The 18,983-nt window shown below is 66.4% G+C and carries 11 protein-coding genes; 6 read left to right on the forward strand and 5 right to left on the reverse strand.

Going from position 1 to position 18,983, the window contains the following annotated elements:
- Positions 1 to 26 precede the first annotated feature (26 nt).
- Together BDW27_RS09200 and BDW27_RS09205 are read left to right on the forward strand one after the other, a co-directional pair.
- Positions 27 to 734 (forward strand): SEC-C metal-binding domain-containing protein, encoded by a 708-nt coding sequence (locus BDW27_RS09200; RefSeq protein WP_110048992.1) that lies wholly within the window; start codon positions 27 to 29, stop codon positions 732 to 734.
- Between the two features lie 95 nt (positions 735 to 829).
- On the forward strand, positions 830 to 2,101 hold the full coding sequence (locus BDW27_RS09205; RefSeq protein WP_110048993.1) for a DUF5685 family protein: 1,272 nt from the start codon (positions 830 to 832) through the stop codon (positions 2,099 to 2,101).
- A gap of 42 nt (positions 2,102 to 2,143) precedes the next feature.
- Here BDW27_RS09205 and BDW27_RS09210 read toward each other — a convergent pair whose 3' ends face one another.
- On the reverse strand, positions 2,144 to 2,479 hold the full coding sequence (locus BDW27_RS09210; RefSeq protein WP_026129291.1) for a hypothetical protein: 336 nt from the start codon (positions 2,477 to 2,479) through the stop codon (positions 2,144 to 2,146).
- A gap of 377 nt (positions 2,480 to 2,856) precedes the next feature.
- On the opposite strand from BDW27_RS09210, the gene BDW27_RS09215 reads away from it, so the two are divergent.
- A complete protein-coding gene (locus BDW27_RS09215) occupies positions 2,857 to 4,065 on the forward strand; it encodes a PLP-dependent cysteine synthase family protein (protein ID WP_110048994.1) in 1,209 nt (402 codons plus the stop codon).
- 135 nt (positions 4,066 to 4,200) lie between these two features.
- Here the strand turns inward: BDW27_RS09215 and BDW27_RS09220 are convergent, their stop codons facing one another.
- The gene (locus tag BDW27_RS09220) at positions 4,201 to 5,922 is read right to left on the reverse strand and encodes a DUF2075 domain-containing protein (RefSeq protein WP_233515697.1); all 1,722 of its coding nucleotides are present in this window, start codon (positions 5,920 to 5,922) and stop codon (positions 4,201 to 4,203) included.
- Positions 5,923 to 6,335: 413 nt separating this feature from the next.
- On the opposite strand from BDW27_RS09220, the gene BDW27_RS09225 reads away from it, so the two are divergent.
- Together BDW27_RS09225 and BDW27_RS09230 are read left to right on the forward strand one after the other, a co-directional pair.
- Positions 6,336 to 7,280 carry a hypothetical protein gene (locus BDW27_RS09225; protein ID WP_110048995.1) on the forward strand — a complete coding sequence of 315 codons (945 nt, stop codon included), beginning with the start codon at positions 6,336 to 6,338 and terminating at the stop codon, positions 7,278 to 7,280.
- Positions 7,280 to 9,181 (forward strand): DNA/RNA helicase domain-containing protein, encoded by a 1,902-nt coding sequence (locus BDW27_RS09230; protein WP_110048996.1) that lies wholly within the window; start codon positions 7,280 to 7,282, stop codon positions 9,179 to 9,181. The genes BDW27_RS09225 and BDW27_RS09230 overlap by 1 nt, the downstream gene beginning before the upstream one ends.
- A gap of 148 nt (positions 9,182 to 9,329) precedes the next feature.
- Here the strand turns inward: BDW27_RS09230 and BDW27_RS27070 are convergent, their stop codons facing one another.
- Positions 9,330 to 9,905: a hypothetical protein gene (locus BDW27_RS27070; protein ID WP_146223250.1), complete on the reverse strand. Its 576-nt coding sequence runs from the start codon at positions 9,903 to 9,905 to the stop codon at positions 9,330 to 9,332.
- A gap of 734 nt (positions 9,906 to 10,639) precedes the next feature.
- On the opposite strand from BDW27_RS27070, the gene pglW reads away from it, so the two are divergent.
- The gene (gene pglW / locus BDW27_RS09235; protein ID WP_110048997.1) at positions 10,640 to 14,926 is read left to right on the forward strand and encodes a BREX system serine/threonine kinase PglW; all 4,287 of its coding nucleotides are present in this window, start codon (positions 10,640 to 10,642) and stop codon (positions 14,924 to 14,926) included.
- A gap of 51 nt (positions 14,927 to 14,977) precedes the next feature.
- Here pglW and BDW27_RS27075 read toward each other — a convergent pair whose 3' ends face one another.
- Both BDW27_RS27075 and BDW27_RS09245 read right to left on the reverse strand, forming a co-directional pair.
- A complete protein-coding gene (locus tag BDW27_RS27075; protein ID WP_146223251.1) occupies positions 14,978 to 16,489 on the reverse strand; it encodes a hypothetical protein in 1,512 nt (503 codons plus the stop codon).
- 158 nt (positions 16,490 to 16,647) lie between these two features.
- Complete coding sequence (locus tag BDW27_RS09245; protein ID WP_370446468.1) at positions 16,648 to 18,846, reverse strand: tetratricopeptide repeat protein; 2,199 nt, start codon at positions 18,844 to 18,846, stop codon at positions 16,648 to 16,650.
- Positions 18,847 to 18,983: the final 137 nt, after the last annotated feature.

Here is an 18,983-nt window from a genome sequence, read left to right on the forward strand (position 1 = left end):
CACCCGACACGTCCTAACCTGGGAGGATGACCGACATTTCCCCGGCCCCCACGGCGGTCCCGCAGCCGTTGTGGGACGCGATCCGCGACCTCGACCTGCCCAAGCGACACCTCAAGGACCTGACGGCCTTCCCCGACGAGGCCGGTGAGATCCTCCTTGAAGCCGTGGACGTCCTGCGTGAGCGGGACGAACACGCCGCTCGGACGCTCGCCGAGGCCCTGCGCGAGCACGCGCCGAAGAGCGGGCACCGCCAGTTCGCGACCAACCAGATCGTCACGATGCTGCGCGCCGAGGGCCGGACCGCCGAGGCGGACGCCCTGCTCAAGGAGCTCATGGACTCCGGCCTGGAACGCGGCGTGGCCGTGCTCCTCGCCGAGGACCTCGCGTCGCGGGGCGACTTCGAGAAGGCCCTGCACTGCTACAACGTCGTCTGCCGGGGGATGCTCGCCCAGCCCCCGGAGACCGTCGCCGAACTCAACCGGCTCGGCCTGCTGCCCCTGCTCGGCCGCGCCCGCATGCGCGAGGCGCTCGGCATGGCCCCGGACGCCCACGACCTCGCGACCCGCTCCACCGACGCCTACCTGCCCCCTCTGGAGGACGACCTCAGGGGCGCTCCGAGCGGGCACCTCCCCACCGACGAGCGCCCCGCTCCGTCACCCGGACGCAACGAACCGTGCTCCTGCGGGTCCGGGCGCAAGTTCAAGAAGTGCTGCGGTTCGCCCCTGGCCCGCTGACCAGTCACGAACCAGTGAGAACCGGACACCCCTTCCGGGAGTCACATCCCGCATCAGTGCGCGCTCGGCGCACCGGGAGAAGAGGTGTCGGTTTCGTGTTCGGAATCCTGCGGCCCTGCCGTCACAGCCTGTCCGAGGACCTCGCGCGGGAGTGGATGTCCCACATGTGCGGACTGTGCCTCGCCCTTCGGGACGACCACGGCCAGGCCTCCAGGGTCGCCACCAACTACGACGGTCTGGTCGTGTCGGTCCTGACCGCGGCGCAGTCCCGCGACCAGGCCGGAACCCGCGTGGCGGGCCGCTGCCTCCTCCGCGGCATGCGCGGGGCCCAGGTCGCAGACGGTTCCGGCGCCCACCTGGCCGCGGCGGTCTCCCTGATGCTCGCCTCGGCCAAGATCAGCGACCACATCGAGGACGGCGACGGCGCCTACGCCCGCCCCGGCGTGCGCGCCGTGGCCGGTCGCGTGGCGGCGCGCTGGCAGAACGGCGCCCAGCGGACCGGCAGCGGACTCGGGTTCGAAGGCAGGGCCCTGGTCTCAGTGGTGGACCGCCAACGCGAGGCCGAACTCTCCGCCACCGAGGGCACGGACATCCTGACCGTCACCCGGCCCACCGAGGAGGCCACCGGTGAGGCCTTCGCGCACACCGCGGCCCTCGCGGGCATCCCGCGCAACGCCGCCCCGCTCCAGGAGGCGGGACGCCTCTTCGGCCGGGTGGCGCACCTGCTGGACGCGGTCGAGGACCGTGCGGAGGACCTGGCCAGCGGCGCCTGGAACCCGCTCACGGCCACCGGTACCCCGGTCAGCCGGGCCCGGGAGCTCTGCGATGACGCGGTCCTCGGTGTCGACCTGGCCCTCCGTGAGGCCGTGTTCACCGACGACCGCCTGGTCCGCGTGCTCCTGGTTCAAGAGCTCCACCGCGCCGTCGAGCGCACCTTCGCCCACGGCGGCCACCCCGGGCACGGTCACTACCCGCCCCACGGCGGCGGCCACGTTGACTACCCCGGCGACGGCGGACACCCCCACGACGCCGGACACGGGGATCACTCCGGACACGGCGGAAAGGGCTCGAAGCGCTCCGGTAAGCGCGGCTGCTGCGGTGGTGCCTGCTCCTGCGGCACCCCCGAACTCCAGGAACCGCCGCGCGGCCGGGGCATCCTCACCGGCTGCGCCACGGCGCTGTTCATGTGCTGCACCTGCCAGTACTGCTGCCGCGACCCGCACCCCGGCCCGTGGTCGGGTGAACCCCAGGACTCCTGGTGCGACGCCTGCGCGTGCGTGGCCGACACCTGCTCCACCTGCTGCGACGCGTGCAGCTGCTGTGGCAACTGCTCCTGCTGCGAGAACTGCGACTGCAGTTGCGACTGACCCGGTCCCGGGACGGCTTCGTGGAACCCGTCCCGGAGTCCGTCAGTGGTCGCAGCTCCGGCACCGCCGGGTTGCCGCGCGCTTGGTGTTGCCCCCGGTGGCCTGAAGGGGGGAGGTCTCACTGATCCGCTGCCACAGCCGGGGGTCGGGGTAGTTGATCCAGCCCCACAACGGGGCTCGGACGTCCGACTCGGACTGGTGGGAGCAACCGAGCCGGTGGGCCACGCCCCGCAGGGAGATGAGGATGGCGTCATTGGAGGGGTACGGCTTCACGGTGGAGAACGGAGTCCCCGTCCCACAGCTACCGATGTAGTCCCGGGGCAGCGCACAGGCGCACCCCTCACCGATGGGGAGTTCACAGAAATCGCAGCGCTTCATTCTCTAACAGTGCACCCGCATGGTGACGTTCAGGCAACTTTCGGTTCCCAACGCGCCACCAAATAAAAGAACCTCCCTCGGGGCCCCGTCCAGGCCCCGTCGCGCGGGCGGGAGCCGGCAACCCCCTTCCACGACCGCGGGGAAGCAGGGGATCGTGCTCCGCTCCCACCCGATCCCCGCGGGAGCGGCTTCCTTCCGTCACCGCCAGGCCCTCCCAACCCGGGATCGTGGCCTCGCCTGATCACTCGATGGCGAAGAGCCGAAAACGCCTGAGCCGACGAGGACCAACCCAGAGAAACCAGGCGTAAGCAGGAGGCACGAGCGGTGATTTCGCGGTCATGCGGTCCGTGTCGCCGGTGTCTGGGTAGCGACGGCGCATGACCACGACACAGACCGAGCAGATCACAGAGCCCGTGACGACCCGGATCGTCGACTACTACGACGGCCGCAAACGCGCCTGGGTGAAGGAGGCCGTGCGCCTGCTGCACGCGGACGCCACGCGCTCAGCGGACACGCACGTGTTCCGCTTCCCCCTCCCCACGGACTGGGGCATCGACCTCTACGTCAAGGACGAGTCGGTGCATCCCTCCGGGAGCCTCAAGCACCGCATGGCGCGTGCGCTGTACCTGCACGCCCTGTGCACCGGCTGGATCGAGGCCGACACGCACGTGTTCGAGGCCTCCAGCGGGTCCACGGCGGTCTCCGAGGCCTATTTCGCCCAGCTTCTGGGGCTGAAGTTCACCGCCGTGGTGCCCAAGAACACCAGCGTGGAGAAGGTGGAGCTCATCAAGGCGTACGGGGGCGAGGTGAAGAACCCCGGACCCGACGGCGACATCGAGAAGGAAGCCGCGCGGTTGGCCAAGGAGACCCCGAAGGGGCACTTCATGGACCAGTTCACCTACGCGGAGCGCGCCTACGACTACCGGGACGACCACAACGTCGCGGCGACCGTCTTCCAGCAGATCTCCGAGGAGCGCCACCCCGACCCCAAGTGGTTCGTGGTGGGAGCGGGCACCGGCGGCACCGGTGCGACCATCGGCCGACACATCCGCTTCAGTCGTCGCGACGCCCGCGTGTGCGTCGTGGACCCACAGAACTCCGCGTTCTTCCCCAACTGGGTGGCCAACCAGGGCCACCCCAAGAGCCAGTGGCCCGAGGACCCCTCGACGTGGACCAAGGGGAGCCCGTCGCACATCGAGGGGATCGGGCGCCCCACGGTCGAGCCCTCGTTCCTGCCCGCCGTCGTCGACCGGATGATCTCGGTCCCCGACGCCGCCTCGATCGCCGCCATGCGCCTGCTCCTGTCACGCCTGCGCCACCGAGCCGGCCCCTCCACCGGGACCAACCTGTGGGGAGCCCTGCGGATAGTCGCGGAGATGCTGTCCGACGGTGAGCAGGGCAGCGTGGTCATGCTCATGTGCGACCAGGGCGAGCGGTACATGAAGAGCTACTACGACGACACATGGGTCGAGCAGACGCTCAAGCTGGACCTCGTGCCCTACACGAAGGCGCTGGAGGACTTCCTCGCGACCGGCCGCTGGAACGAGCCGGTGGTTGCCGCCGTGCCCGCCGCGAGGGATGCCTGAGCCGAGGCTCCGTACGCAAGGCGCCACGCGCACAGCGGGCGGGCCCTCGCGGTGTTGCGAGGGCCCGCCCGGCCAACAGACGCGGTCCGGGAGGACATCCGAGGAGAAAAGCGAATCCTGCTCAGCTCGGGCCGGTCAGCCCGTTCTGTTCACGAGCGCGGTGAGAAACTCCTGGGTCTCGGGGTCGGTCGAGTACAGAAGGGTGCCGCGCATGCCCCGGGTCAGCAGGACCTTGTAGGTGTTGCGGATCAGCGCCTCGGCCTCGTTGTCGGTCGTCTTCTTCCTCATCGCGGGGTCCCTGTTGGCTGTGCGGTCGACGACCAGGTGACCGTCACGGAACAGCAGGTCCGGTCCCAGGATCACCCCCGACCAGTCATACTCGAACCCCTGAGCCGTGTACACGCATCCCACCTGGTCGAACCCGCCCTCCTCGGTCGCCCAGAGAGAGCTCGGGGGTACTCCCGGCAGCCAGCGTTTCAGGGGGCTGTTCCATGGACGTTCCCACTCCCCGATACGGACGTCGTTCTCCAACGGACGATCATTCTCGGCCTTGCTCCACGGCCAGCAGTACCCAGCGCTCAGGCGCGCTGTGTCCCCCTGCTCCAGAGTCGGTCGTAGAAGCAGTTCCATCTCGGCTGGGGAATCGGCCGTATTCAGGAAGAAGTTGTCGTCCCCGGTCCAAGGGAGGGGACCGCCCGGCGACAGACCCAGCAGGCGGAGAACCCATTCCTCGTACAGCTCGCTGCCACCGCAGCGGAACTGGCCGGCCAGGTCCACCTGATGGACCTCCAGCCCCATCTTCGTCGCGTGCTGTCTGATGGTCTCGGCGGTGCCCATTTCTCCTGGACGAACGACCTGGTGCTCGTCGAGGAGGAATACGGGAACCCTGGCCGCCGACAGCAGTTCGTCCACCTGGGGCCTTCCCGTGCGTAGTGTCGCCTTGGTGAACCGGTTGGCGGAGGACTCTCGGATGCGGTGCGACTCGTCGCAGATCAGGACCTCGAATTGGTTCTTCGAGGCCTCCATGAAGCTGTTGAAGTACTTGAACAGCTCTTTCACCCTCGTGCTGCGCTTGCCCGCGACCCTGCGCATGGTCTCGGTGAAGGCCTTGGAGCCGGTTGCGTGCATCGTGCTCACACCCTTGCGGGAGAGCTCACCGAGCAGGGACAGGGCGATGACGCTCTTACCGCTTCCCGGTCCGCCGGTGATGATGACGGCGGTCTTGCGGTCCTCCTCGTGCGCGCGTTCCACCGCGTGCATGACCATTTGGAAGGCGGTGCGCTGCTCATCGAGCAAGGTGAACTGGGTCCGCTCCTTCACCTCGACCGCCGCAACCTGCATCAACTGCTTGCTGGGTCGGGTCTTCCCACTCAGGAGATGGTCGGCGGAGTCGGCACCTGCCAGCGGGGCGAGCCTTCCCCGGAGGAAGTCGAGGAACTCCCCGCGACGCTGGACGGTGAAGAGCCGACCGTTGCCGTCTTGCGGGAGATCGAAGAGATCGCGTACGGCGGGGTCGTAGGCGTTGTGCAGATAGGCCGCGCCCCGGAGCTGCTTCTCGGGGTCGGTGACGGACGAGACGAAGTCGCCGATGTAGTCGCAGTAGCCGCGGACTTGGAGAACCGGGTGGAGTTTGGGGCCGCCCGGCTGGTGGGGGACCAGGACCATTTTCGGGTCCTCCTCCCATGACTCGGACTCGCTCCACTGCTTGAGCTCGACCACCACGTAACTGTGGTCGTTCGTCTCGGGATGGTGACCCGCGAGCACCACGTCCACGCGCTTGCCGGACAGGGGCAGGCGGTATTCCATGAGCATCTCGACCTCACCAAGCCCAGCGTCCACCAGGTCGCTCGCGAGCACAGGCAGACTCCGGTTCCACGAACGGACCTCGGAGGGGCTCGCGGAGCGCCCAGTGGTGAAACGGAGATGCTCGGAGATGAGCTCACCGAGTTGCTCCTCGAGCTCGGAGAAACGCGACACGGACGCGGCGGATCGGCGGAAGGCCGTCAAGAACACTCCAGGGCAGCACGAAGGGGTATCTCGTGCGGGTGGAGGCGTGTCCTACGGGGCAGGAAGCCTGTCGGGCCGCGAGACGTACCGGGCCAGGCTAGCGATACGCGGCGGCTGGCGCCGTCCTTCACCCACACGGGTCGGAGGATGGGTGCGAGTGAACCTGTAGTGTCACACCCATTTCTTAGCATAAGAGGGATTGGAAGTATTTCCACGCATTCGTGGTGAGATGCCTGACTGCGGAATGATCAGGAGCTGGAACCTTGAACGAGAGCGATGTCGCTCGGGTCTACGTCTACGTTGCGAACTCCGCAGAGAAGAACCTCGAGACCGGTATCGAGCAGTCTGTCTGGGGCTGGAAGCCCAACCGGAGAGGCGTCGTGAGGAACCACGACCTCCTCGCATCCCTCAAAGAGGGGGACTACCTATACCTGGGCTTTGGCGGTTCGGGGCACATCAAGGCGGACGTAGCACAGGAGAAGACGATCTCCCGGATCGAGGTCGCTCGCCTGACAGGAGGGCTGTATGAGCACTCGAGCCCGGTCTGGGCGGACGACGTCTACCCCTACAGGGTGCCTCTGGAGTTCGTCGAAACCTGGGAAGACGTGACCAGGGACGACATCGGCCCGGAGGGCATTGAGGCCCTGCGCAGATCGGCCTGCGGCGAAGGCGGGGCCTTCTCACCCGAAAGCCGGGAGTCCGTCCAAGAGAAGCTCTTCCAGAAGGTGCTCGAAGACTACGAGGACGGCCTCACGGACGCGGAGGACCCCGCCGACAGCACCAACTGGGACCTACCCTCCGACCTCGACCGCCGCGCCTATGTCCTCGCACGCGCCGAGCAGAAGAAACTGCGGAGGAAGAAGCTCAACGGCAGATCCGAGGTGTACTGCGACCTGTGCCAACTGCTGTTACCCGTACGTCTGGTTCACACCGCGCATATCCGCAGGCGCAGCCAAAGCCCTCACGAGGTGCGCCTTGACCCCCACAACCTGATGTTCGCCTGTGTCCTTGGTTGCGACGCCCTCTTCGAACACGGCTACGTATACGTGGATGTCGACGGTTGCGTCCAGGCATCCGAAAAAGCAAAGGACGGGGCGCTCGTCTCGGCGGTGGAACGCCTTGGCAAGAGTTGCTCCGCCTTCACGAAGAACAACGCCGAGTACTTCGCCTGGCACCGTGGAAACATCGCCAATGTGAATGAGAGCTGATGCCGGAAACACCCCCCAGCCCCCTCAGGTACGTCCACGCCGGTCGTGTCGGTGACACGGCCAAGGAGCTGCTGCAGCCGGACTTCGTCGATCGATGCGTTCTCGCCTACCAGTCGGCGGGGTTCGGAGAGCCGGGCGACTCCGAGGTGCGAAGCTGGCGAAACAGTTGGCCGCCGCTCCTCGAAGTCCTGGTCCGTGCGGGCCTCGAGGACCTGCACATCTACCTGGAGTTCGCGACCCTGGACACCGAAAGCCGGATGGACGCCCTGCTGGTCGGTCAACGAGGCCCGGATGATCTGGTCGCCACCGTGGTGGAGTTGAAGCAGTGGACCGAGGCGAACCCGGTCGCCAGGAACCTGGTTCGCCTCCCGGGGGGCGACCGTTTGTGGACCCATCCGCTCGCTCAGACAGCCGGGTACATGGCCTTCCTGGAACGGTGGTTCGAATCCGATGTCGCTCGACTCGAGGTTCGCGGAGTCGTCTTCCTCCACAACGCGACCCGTGCCCAGGCCGCCACGGTCCAGGAGAGCGGGGGACTCCCCGCTGAGTACCGAGTGCCAGTGGTCAGTGGCGAGGAGGTGCGTTCCTCTTCGGAGGACATGAAGCTGAGTGAACTCTTTCGGTGCGCAGACGTTCAGGGGCTCGACCAACATGCCCTCACGACTTTCACGGGTGCCAGGTGGCGGGGGAGCGAGGCTCTTCTGGACAGCGTGGCCGCGGCAGTGCGCGGGGAACCCTCGTTCAAACTCGTCGGGGACCAGCAGACCGCGCTTCTGGACGTCAGGGCGCGCGTGCGGACGGCCCTGGACAGCGGACAGCGCACCCTCATCGTCGTCAAGGGCGGGCCCGGTAGCGGCAAGACAGCACTGGCGATGCGGCTGCTCGGGGACTACGTGAACAAGCCGAACGTCCGTGCTCGCTACGGGACTCCTTCCGGCGCACTGACCCGCAACCTGCGCGAGACTCTGGGGGTCCCTGGCTCGGATCCCCTGTTCCAGCTACCCAAGAACAAGGTGAGGGACTCGCGGCTACTGATCATCGACGAGGTCCACCGCTACCACCGCAGCAGCGGCGGCCTGGGGACCTACGTGCTGAGGAACCTCTCGGAAGTTCCGGTCGTGGTGGTCTTCCTCGACGAACGTCAGCGGGTCCGCCCCAACGAAGGTGTGACCGAGCAGGAAATCCACGAGTTCGCCCAGACTGCTTCACCGCCGATCAACGTCGTCACGCACAGCCTCAACGGAAGTTTCCGCTGCAACGGCTCCCGCGAGTTCAACTCCTGGGTCGACGACCTCCTCTACGACGAACCCAGGCCCTGGGCAGGCACTGACTACGACCTGGCCGTCAGCTCCAACCCGTCGGAAATGGAGCGGTGGCTCGACACGTGCCTGGATCAGGATCGGACCGCTCGGATCAGCGCCGGATTCTGCTGGGGCTGGGACGAGGTGCGTTTGGGTGAGGAGTTGCCCGGCGTCAAGATCGAGTGGGAGGGCGGGCCCCACGGTGAACCCCAGAAATGGGAACGTCCGTGGAACCTCCGCAAGGATCAGACCATCGCGGCCGACGGTGAGTTCGTTGGTCCGGAGAGCTGGTTGTGGGCCACCGGCCCCGGGGGCGAACGCCAGGTCGGCTGCGTCTACACCGCGCAGGGACTCGAGTACCACGACGCCGGCGTCATCTTCGGCCCTGACCTTGTACGACGCGGTGACCAGTGGGAGGCTCACCCCGAAGAGAGCCGGGACCGAGCTGTCCGAGGTGTGAACGCCGACGAGTACCTCGAACTGGCCAGGAACACCTACCGCGTTCTCATGACCCGTGGCATGAGATCGTGCCGCCTCTACTCCACCGATCCTGAGACCCAGGCGTTCCTGTCCTCACTCGTGCCCAGAGACCTCAGATGAACCAGGGTGGCGGACGAGAGTGTCCGCCACCCACCCCGCTGTGAGAATCGGGTCAGTTCACGACTCTCTGCGTTCATATGAATAGCAGAGGTTTCGTCACCAGGGTGATTACGCACAGGTCGGTTTTTCTCACTGAAGCCAGGTGCTGCTACCAGTTCCCTTTCCTCTTCCACCTGGATTCGAGCTCTTTGAAATGTGGTGGGACTGCCAGCCTGGTAGTGGCGCGCGGCGGCCATGATTCATCCCCTACGAAGGGGGAGAGGCAGTAGCGGACGGCGGATGCATGGCGCCACAGGTCAGGGCAAGTGGCGGCTCCGACGAGACGCAAGTATTCTATCTTTGTGGATTCAGGAATGTTCCGGGTCGTCCTGAAGGTGTCCGCGACGTGATGAAGTCCCAGCTCTCGGACGTCCTTGAGAGAGCTGGGACTTCCACCTCTGCTCTTTCGGGGGTAGCAGATGCTCGAGAAACTTCTAGGGGTTGGTGGAGAGTCGCTGTCCTCGCTGAACCGGGACAGGAACTCTGACACGATGCTGCACCAGACGTGTGCCTCTGTGACGCTTTTCAGGGTGACTTCCGAGCCAACGATGGAGATGGCATCGCTTGTCACCTTGCTAACGAACTTCTCCTGGGTTTCTCTCGTTTGCGCGCTACTTCGGAGGCTGGCTTCCGCTAGCTTGACGAACGTAGCATGCAGAGCCTCATCGACCAGGAGGGTCTCCAACCAGGTGGCACCCTTTCTCTTGTTGAGGGCAAGTGTGGAGATCTCGCTCTGAGTGGGAACGTTTCGGGCTGAACGCGTCCAAGTTCCTACATCTCGTGCGTCCTTGTGGAATCCTCCGAAGACTTCGTGGAGGCTTTCACGTAGTGATTCGTATTCACCAGAATCCGAGCATCGTGCCGCTCGTATGAGCAGGTTCTTCTGGTGGCCTGCCCCACGGCAGTGACAATGGCAGTTAGCCTGCTCGGCGTTCTCGCATGAGGAGTTGTGAGGAGGAGGGGAGGTGGTTTCTGGCATCTGGCCCCCAACTTGATTGCTTGCTCGGTGATCTCCGGACCTCGCCGCGAAGATTCCTGATTCGATTCCGGCGTGCTGCGGTTAATGATGGGAACGGCGTCAGCCGGCGGTGGGCACGGACTCACCTGCTGGGCTTCCGCTTCGTGTGTCTGGTTTCACTCTTCCCCCTTGTTCATCAGCGTGCACAGGAATGACCGATAGCGGCCACGCAGGGGAACCATCCAGGCTTCTGGAGCGAAAACGTGACTCTCGGGTTACCACTGAGGTCAAAGGCACCGCAGGTTCCGCTCCCAGGAACTGCGTGGACCGGCCTGTGTCGACTTCTCCCTGGGGCCGAGCTGTGGATGGGCAGGACTCCAAGGACAACCCCTGCTGTCTCACGGGAGTCCTATGCTGGGCGGGCAGTCGCGCGTCGCAGAACCGGACAGGGAGCGGATCGGATGTCGAACCGGTGGTGGGGAAAGCCCTCGGAGTTCCCCTGGGAGCAGGCCGCCCTGGAACACATCCGGGAGCGGTTCCCGACCACGGGCAACTACCGTGCCTGGGCCGGCTTCACCTTCACCGCGCGCAATAAGCGCATCCGCGAGTGTGACCTGTTCGCGGTCACGCCCACCGGCGCCTACCTCATCGAGATCAAGAGCCACCCAGGGCATGCCACCAACCGAGGCAGTGAGTGGACGTTCGTGGACCGCGACGGGCGCCGTCGAACCATCAGCAACCCCCTGCACCTGAACGACCTCAAGGCCAAGGAGCTCAAGAACCGCCTGCAGTGGGCGGTGAACAAGCTCGGTCTGCGCAACGTACGGATCCCCTTCATCGAGGCCGGGGTCTTCCTCTCCGACCCGGACCTGCGTTGTGAGTTCGACGAGGTCCAGGCCGCCCACGTCTACGGCCGCGACGGACTCGAGAAGCAGACCGGCCTGCCCGGGGTGTCGGACGGACTGATCAACACCCCCCACAGCAAGGTCGACCCGGGTTTCCTCAAACACGTCACCCGCCTGATGGAGACCATCGGCATCACGCCCATGGACCGCGCCCTCAAACTGGGGGAGTACACCCTGGAGAAGCGGTCCTTCGACAGCGGACCCACCTGGACCGACTTCAAGGCCAAGCACGAGCGCCTCGGCGGACTCAGCCGCGTACGCCTGTACCACTACGGTGAGGACGCGAGCGAGGACGAACGCCGCTCCGTCGAGCGCGCGGCCAAACGCGAGTACATGTCCCTGGAGGGGATCTCGCACGAGGGCATCGTCAAGGCCGAGTACTACGGGCTCATCGAGGAGAGCGGTACGGACTTCGGTCCGGCCATCGCCTTCCGACACCACAAGTCCTGGCAGCGCCTCGACCACTTCATGGCCGAACACGGCGAGGGCCTGGACGTCGACACCCGCATGGCGATGGCCCGCCAACTCGCCGAGGCCGTCAACCACGCCCACCGTAACCGGCTCTACCACCGTGCGCTCGCGGCCCGCAGCGTGTGGGTGGAGATGGACGGCAGCCACCCGCGCCTGTACATCGCCGACTGGCAGGTGGCCTCCCGGGAGAGTCTTCGCCTACGCGGCAACCGCACCTCGCACACCGCCTCCAGCACTGGAGCCACCGAACACCTGGACGCCGCTCTGGGAGGCCGGGCCCTCGCCGCGCACGTGGAGAATGCCGCGGCCCCGTACCTGGCCCCCGAGTTCCCCGACTACGCGGGACGGGCGGCCGCCCAGGACCTGTTCGGACTGGGAGCCCTGACCTACCTGGTCTTCACCGGGCGGCCGCCCGCCAGGGACCGTGCCGAACTCAGCCAGACCATCCAGCAGCACGAGTGCCTCACCCCAGCGGCGGTCAGCGACGACATCGTCCCGCAGCTGGACACCCTGGTGCGTGAGTCGACCCAGCGCTCCCCGAACGACCGGCTGGCCACCGTGCAGGCCTTCCTGCGCGGACTCGACGAGGTCGAGGAACGCCTGACCCTGCCCGAGGTCACCACCGACCCGCTCGAAGCCCGGACGGGGGACGAGGTCACCCCGGGGTGGGAGGTGCGCGAGATCCTGGGCAAGGGTGCCACCTCACGGGCGCTGCTGATGCGCAACCAGGCGGCGGGGCGCGAGATCGTCTACAAGGTGGCGCTGAACACCGGGTCCGCGGCGGCCGCTCTGCGCAGTGAGGCCGAGACCCTGCGCGAGGTGGGCGCGCATCCGCGGATCGTGGACATGGCCGCCACCGAGAAGGGGGCCGACCCCGGTCTGGAGGAGATCGGGGAACGCACCGTCCTGGTTCTGGAGCGAGCCGGACAGAAGACCCTCTCCGACTTCCTGGGTGAGGAGGGAGCGCTCACCAGCGGTGAACTCCACACCTTCGGTCAGCACCTGTTCGAGGCGCTGGAGCACCTGGAGGAGAGGGCCGTCCTACACCGGGACATCAAACCCGCCAACCTCGGGGTGGCGCAGACCCGTAAGAAGGCGCGTGCCCTGGTGCTGTTCGACTTCTCGCTGTCCAAGGCCCCGTTGACCCACACCTCGGCCGGGACCCGGGGCTACCTGGACCCCTTCCTCGGTGAGAGCCGCTCCTACGACGACTTCGCCGAGCGCTACGCGGCGGCGGTGACCCTGCACGAGATGGCCACCGGCGAACTGCCGCTCTGGGACGAGGACGGCGTATCTCCCGAGTTCCTCGGCGAGGACGTCGAGGTCCCCCGTCTCACGGAGGAGGCCTTCCCCAAACAGAGCCGTGCCGCGCTGGTGGACTTTTTCCACCGTGCCCTGCACCGGGACCTCGGCAAGCGCTTCGCCTCCCTCGCGGACATGCGCACCGCCTGGCAGGCCTCCTTTCACGCCGCGCCCCCCGCTGAAGCGGCGCAGGACACGGAGGAGACCCGTCGGCGCAACATGGAGAGCGCCACGGTGGAGACCCCCCTCCACCTCGCAGGTCTGACCCCCCTCGCCGTGGACACCGCCCAGCGGATCCTGCGCTGCGAGACCGTGGGTCAGCTCCTGCGCACCCCGGTCCGGGACATCACGCACATGCGGGGCAGCACCCGGGGGATCCGCAACGAACTCAGCAGTGCCACGGCCTACTGGCGCAAGAGTCTGGATGTGGCCGAGTACGCGGTGCCGGCGAAGGCCAAGCTGCCCAGCGGCGCCGATGAAGAGACCAAGCGCAACGCCCTGCTCGACCAGGTGATCCGCCAGCTGCTGCCGAACACGACCGAGGCCAACCGCTGGTGGGTCCGGGTGGCACGTGAGCTGTTGGGCACGCCGGAGGGCAAGAAGGGCCTCCTGGACTGGTGGCCGACCCGGCGCGAGATCGCCGATCGGCTCTCCCTGCCCCAGGAACGGGTCGAGGAGGCGCTGCAGGAGGCCTTCGCCTACTGGGCGAAGAACGCCTCCCTGATGGGTTCGGTCCGCGACGACGTCTCGGACATCCTCGACCGTAACAACCGGCTCCGCGAGGTGCGTCAGATCGCCTCCGAGCTGCTGTCCATGCGCGGTTCCACTCTGGAGACCGAGGAGCGCTCGGTGTACGCACTCGCCGCGGTGCGCGCGGTGGTGGAGTACGAGGAACAGCGGACCGAACAGCGCTTCGTGGCGCGGCGCTACCCGCGCCGGGTGATCGTCGCTCGGGTCATCGACAACGACCCCCTGGTCCCAGTCGAGGGTGACCTGTTCGACTACGCCGAATCCCTCGGTGAGCGCGCTGACGAACTCGTGGCTCTCGGCGGCTCCGACGCCCTGCCCGGTCCCGGTACGGTGCGGGAGGCCCTGCGCGGAACGGAGTCGCCGGAGGGCATGAAGCCTCTCCCCGACACCGCGTTGGTGCAGCTCGCCGCGGCAGCGTCGGAACGCGCGGCGGCGACCCCGCGACTGGAGCTGTACCCGGTCGACCTCGACCTCGAGCGGGCCCTGCGCATCACCCAGGCCATCGGCTATCTGGGCAAACCCGGGATCACCCCGGAGCAGATCAGCGACCGGGTGCGTTCGCGCTTCCCTGCACTGCCCGCGCCGAGCCGAAAGCAGCTGCACGCACTGCTCAAGCACCGCCACCCCAAGCTCCGGGAGGAGCGGGTCGGTGACACCGTCTGCTGGTATCTGGAGCCGGAGTTCACCACCTACCAGCCCTCGACCCACACCGGGCACCACCATGAGATGGACCGGGTGGGAACCGCCTCCCTGCAGGCCTGGCAGCGACTGGAGCAAGCGGTCCAGCGAGGCGGCTACCGGGCGCTCAAGACCTGGCTGCCCGACACCGAGCGCTCCGCTCGGATGCTCACTCGTATGCCCGGCACCGTTCCCTTCGACGTCTCGACCGAGTTCGTCCGCGTGGTCGACGAGGTCATGGAGGCCAAGGGCAGGGGCCTGACCTGGGAGCACCTGGCCAAGGCCGACAACAGCGAGCCCCGGCCCAGGCCCTTCGAGACCCTGCTCCAGGAGGTGTTCCAGCGCCTGGGGGAGAGGGTGCGCACCGCCAGCGCGGAGTCGCCCGCCGGTAACGGTGTGGTGGTGCTGTACCGGGCGACACCCCTGGCCCGGTACGAGGCGGGCCGGTCCCTCCTGGGCCGCCTGATCCAGGAGGCTCGCGAGGCCGACCGTGCCCCGTACGGCCTGTGGCTGCTGTGCCCCATGCGGGGTCCGCAGACCCCGGCCACGCTGGACGGCCAGCCCGCCGGCATCATCGCTGACTCCGAGCAGGTTCTGCTGCCAAGAGGCTTCACCGCCCCGGAGGCCATGCTGGTGGGGTAGCCACTGCCCAAAAACTGTGATGCGGTACGTGAAGTTGCTCCGGGTCCACCTTCAAAGGAGACGTGGACCCGGAGCCGCCTGCGCCATGGTTTGATTCTGGGAGTCGCTGATTCCCCTGTGGTATGGCTTCCATATCTTGTCCTGAAGCTCGATCACATCGAGGACTACTTTCTGATGGCCGATCATGAATTCGCGAGTGCCGATGTGGAAGTCGATGTTCTCGACGGGTAGGTCGGGTGAGATGAGGATGTCGATGACCTGGTCTAGAGAACTGGGTGCATCGAGACCGGTCATGTATCGAAACGACGTCACATGAATGTCGTCAAAGGGAACTGGCCGAAGACAGAGCTGTTGGGGTGTGGCCACAGCCCATGTCCAGTCGATATCGGAGAACTTGGGCCAGCCGTGGGGCAGTTGAACCGTTGCTTCACCTGAGGTCAGTTCGGTGCGGAGCCTGTTGGCCTGGGCCGATGCCGATTTCACCCAGTCTTCGATCTTGATGACTTCAGGCAAGGAGATTGCATCGATGGGCCACTTGACCTCCAGGCACACACCGCGTCGTTGTTGCGGATCCACGGCTACCACATCAAGATCCCCAGCAATACGGTTGTCTTGGCGCCGAGCCCGTATGCGCTCGGACACAAGAACCCCAGGAATCTCTCCAAGCCAGTCCTTCCATTTCTCTGCCCGGCGTCCTTGGCGTTGGCCAATAGGGCCATAACGATTTGGATCATAGGCTGAACTGCGCAGGATGATCGTGTCAACGGCCCGAGGTGTGATCAGTGGCGGGCACACGATGACATTCCCCTGTACCTCGGCCAGAGGTGATGCTCGGCAGGAGCGACCTTTTTTGAAGGTAAGCCGCTCGATGGTGGCTTCGACGTGTTCTGACGGGACTGTGGGTAGCTGGTCGGCGACCATCTCTGACAACTTATCTCGATGAATATGGGCAAGTGTTGTTTCGGTGCGCTTAAGTATGTGTGCTGTCGACTCACAAAGTGAGGCAAGACCCATGATGACCGACAGTACGGCGGTAGCGTGGCCGACGGTAAGACCTTCATCGAGTCGGAACGTGTCGGGAAGAGTGCCCTCCGGTAGAGCCTGCCGGTGGATGTCAATGGCCGATTGTGCGCGCTGGGCTGCAGCGTGGAGAACCTCCGGTGGGGGGAGTTCCCGGGATGTTCGTGACCGGCCCCTGATCCACTCGCGCTCGGTTGAGGAGAGCTCCGGAAGACTAGTGGGGTGGGCGGCCTGTTCCAGGTGCATGTCAGCGGCTTCGATTGCTGGATCCCAACGGAAGCGAACACGGAAGGCGTTGCCTCGGCGACGCACCTCGTAGCCTCCGGCTCGCACGGTTCCCTCGAGGTTATCCAGACGGGCCGATGCCAGGGCAGCGATGCAGATTTCCAGGGCGTCTTCACTGTCACAGGCCCCTTCCCCCAACGGAAGCTCGTGATGCCACGTGATGATTTGGGCAAGTACGGTTTCCCAGGGAACTTCCGTGTCAATCCCACGAGCAAACTCCATGGCGCGAAGACGGGTTGCGCATTGCAGCAGGGCCATTAGCCGCTCTGGCCCGGATTTCCAACCAGCGAGTTCGCGTTCGGCCTTTCGGCGGCTGCTAATGAAGCTCAGGAGTGCGTCATCTGGTCTCATTTGTCCACCTATGAATCCCTGGTGCTTTTTATGCCATCGAGTTATCTTCGCAACTCAACGGCTACTCAAGAGTCGTTCACGTCGCCAAGATGGGCGGTGAGTTGCTCGCGTAGGTGCTCGGCTCTTGGGTCATGGAAGTCCCCAATGGACTCCAGAGCCTCGCGCCGGTACCTTTGGGCCCCCGTTTCTTCGCCGTTCTGGGTGATTACCGTGGCCAGGCGGTCCAGGCAGACCGCCAGGTTCCAGCGGGCGCCGTCGCGGCGGTAGCCATTGGCGGCCTGGCGGTAGAAGCGGGCCGCCTCGTCCAGGCGGCCGAGGGACTGGTAGATCCCGCCCACACCCTCGAAGGACTCGGACTCGCGGACGTGCTCACCCATCGATCGGTGCAGGCTGGCCGCCTCGTGGAAATGGTCGAGCGCTTCCTCCGGCCGGTTGAGCATCGAGTAGGCGCGGCCGAGCTCCAGGTGAGCGAAACCCTCGTACGTGGTGAGGTCGAGATCGTGGGCGATCTCCAGGGTTCTCTGCGTCAGGGACAGAGCCAGATTGGCCTGACCCGCTTCCCGCCTGGCCGTGCTCAGGGCGGTGAGACAGGCGAACTCGCTGGTCCTGTCCCCGGTCTCCCGGTGGATCGCCAGAGCGTGGTCGGCCAGCGCCACCGATTCCTCCCATCGCCCCAGTTCCAGGAGGCAGCGGACCAGGTTCCCCATGGCGATCCCCTCCCACAGGCGGTTTCCGAGACCTCGGGCCGCAGCGAGGGAACGCTCGAAGTTCTCGCGCGCCTGAACGAGCCTGCGGCCGCGTTGCTGGGCCAGGGCGAGGGCGTTCAGGGACATGAGGACCCCGTGTTCGTCACCCAGTTCCCGCCTCAGTTCCAGGGCACGTGTGTGGTGCTCGATACCTGCCTCGAACCGGTTGGCCTGGAGGTGGGCTATGCCGAGGTTCTCCCAGAGGTCGGATTCAGCCCGAGGGTGGTGTTCTGTGCGTAGGGCCCTCAAGCCGTGGTCGAGCATCTTGATCCAGGGTTCGCCGTAGACGGGGAAATGCCCCAGCACGTGGGGGAACCGCCAGGTGAGGTCGGTGAAGTCGTGCTCGGCAGCCGTCTGTGCCGCGGCTCTCAGGTTCGGTTCCTCCTGCTCGAACCAGCGGAGCGCCTCCGAGTTGTCGGAGAGAACCGGCCCCGAGGACGGAGCAGTGAGGACCTCGTCCGGCTCCGGGCGGCGCAGGTTGGAGTCCACGGTGAGAGCTGCGGAGTAGGCCGTGCGCAGATACCAGGTCAGGAGTCGCTTCAGGGCTGCTGTTCGGTCTTTGGCAGCCTCCTCGTCGCGTACCTGGTCCATTGCGTAGGAGCGAATCAGGTCGTGGAACCGGTAGCGGTCCGTGCCGGTCTGCTCCAGTAGGTGCGCACCGACGAGTGTGTCCAGCGAGCGTCGGGCCCGGCGCACCGGGAGGTCGGCGAGCGCGGCCGCGGCGCCGGTGCCGAATTCCCTTCCGGGGTGCAGTCCCAGGAGCCGGAACAGGCGTGCCGCGTCCCGGGGCAGGACCCGGTAGGACCAGGCAAAGACGGAACGGACGGTGTCCGCCTCCTCCTCGTCATCGGTGGCCAAAGCGTCCCACAGTCCGGATTCGTCGCGCAGATCCTGGATGAGGTCGGCCAGGGGCATGTGCGGACGGCTGGCCGCACGTTCGGCCGCGATGCGCAGGGCCAACGGAAGTTGTCCGCACAGGCGTGCGAGTTCGGCGATCTCACTCGGGTCATCCCTGGGGCGGTGCTGCACGGTCACGTACTCGAGGAGTTCCACCGCCTGTTCCGTGTCCAGGGTGCGCACGGTGAGACGCTGTGCCCCGTTCCTGGCGACCAGCCCGGACAGCCGGTCCCTGCTGGTGATGACGACCGCGCTGTCGGCGGAGCCGGGCAGGAGCGGGCGCACCTGGGCGGCGTTGGCCGCGTTGTCCAGCAGGATCAGCACCCGCTTCTCCGCCAGGTACGAGCGGTAGAGGGCGGACCGACTGTCGGTGTCGGGTGGGAGTGAGTCTGCGGCGACGCCGAAGGCCCGGAGGAACCGCTCCAACACCTGGTTCGCTGGCAGGGGCAGCCCTGGACCGTACCCCTGGAGGTCGACGTAGAGCTGTCCGTCGGGAAAGCGGCCGCGGACCCGGTGTGCCCAGCGCAGTGCCAGGGCGGTCTTCCCCACCCCGGCGGTACCGACGATGACGTGCATCGCCGCCTCTACTCGCCCGTCGGACTCCTGACCGGTACCGGGCATGTGGTTACTGAGTAGCTCGAGCTCACCGGTGCGGTTCACGAATCCTCGAACGTCCGCGGGAAGCTGTCGCGGTACCGGGGCACCGGAGCTCTCCTGACCCTCCCCGTGGAAGTGCACTCCACCACGGACGTCCCGAG

Origin of the sequence: Nocardiopsis sp. L17-MgMaSL7, from assembly GCF_003182025.1 — a bacterium.
GTDB lineage: Bacteria > Actinomycetota > Actinomycetes > Streptosporangiales > Streptosporangiaceae > Nocardiopsis > Nocardiopsis prasina.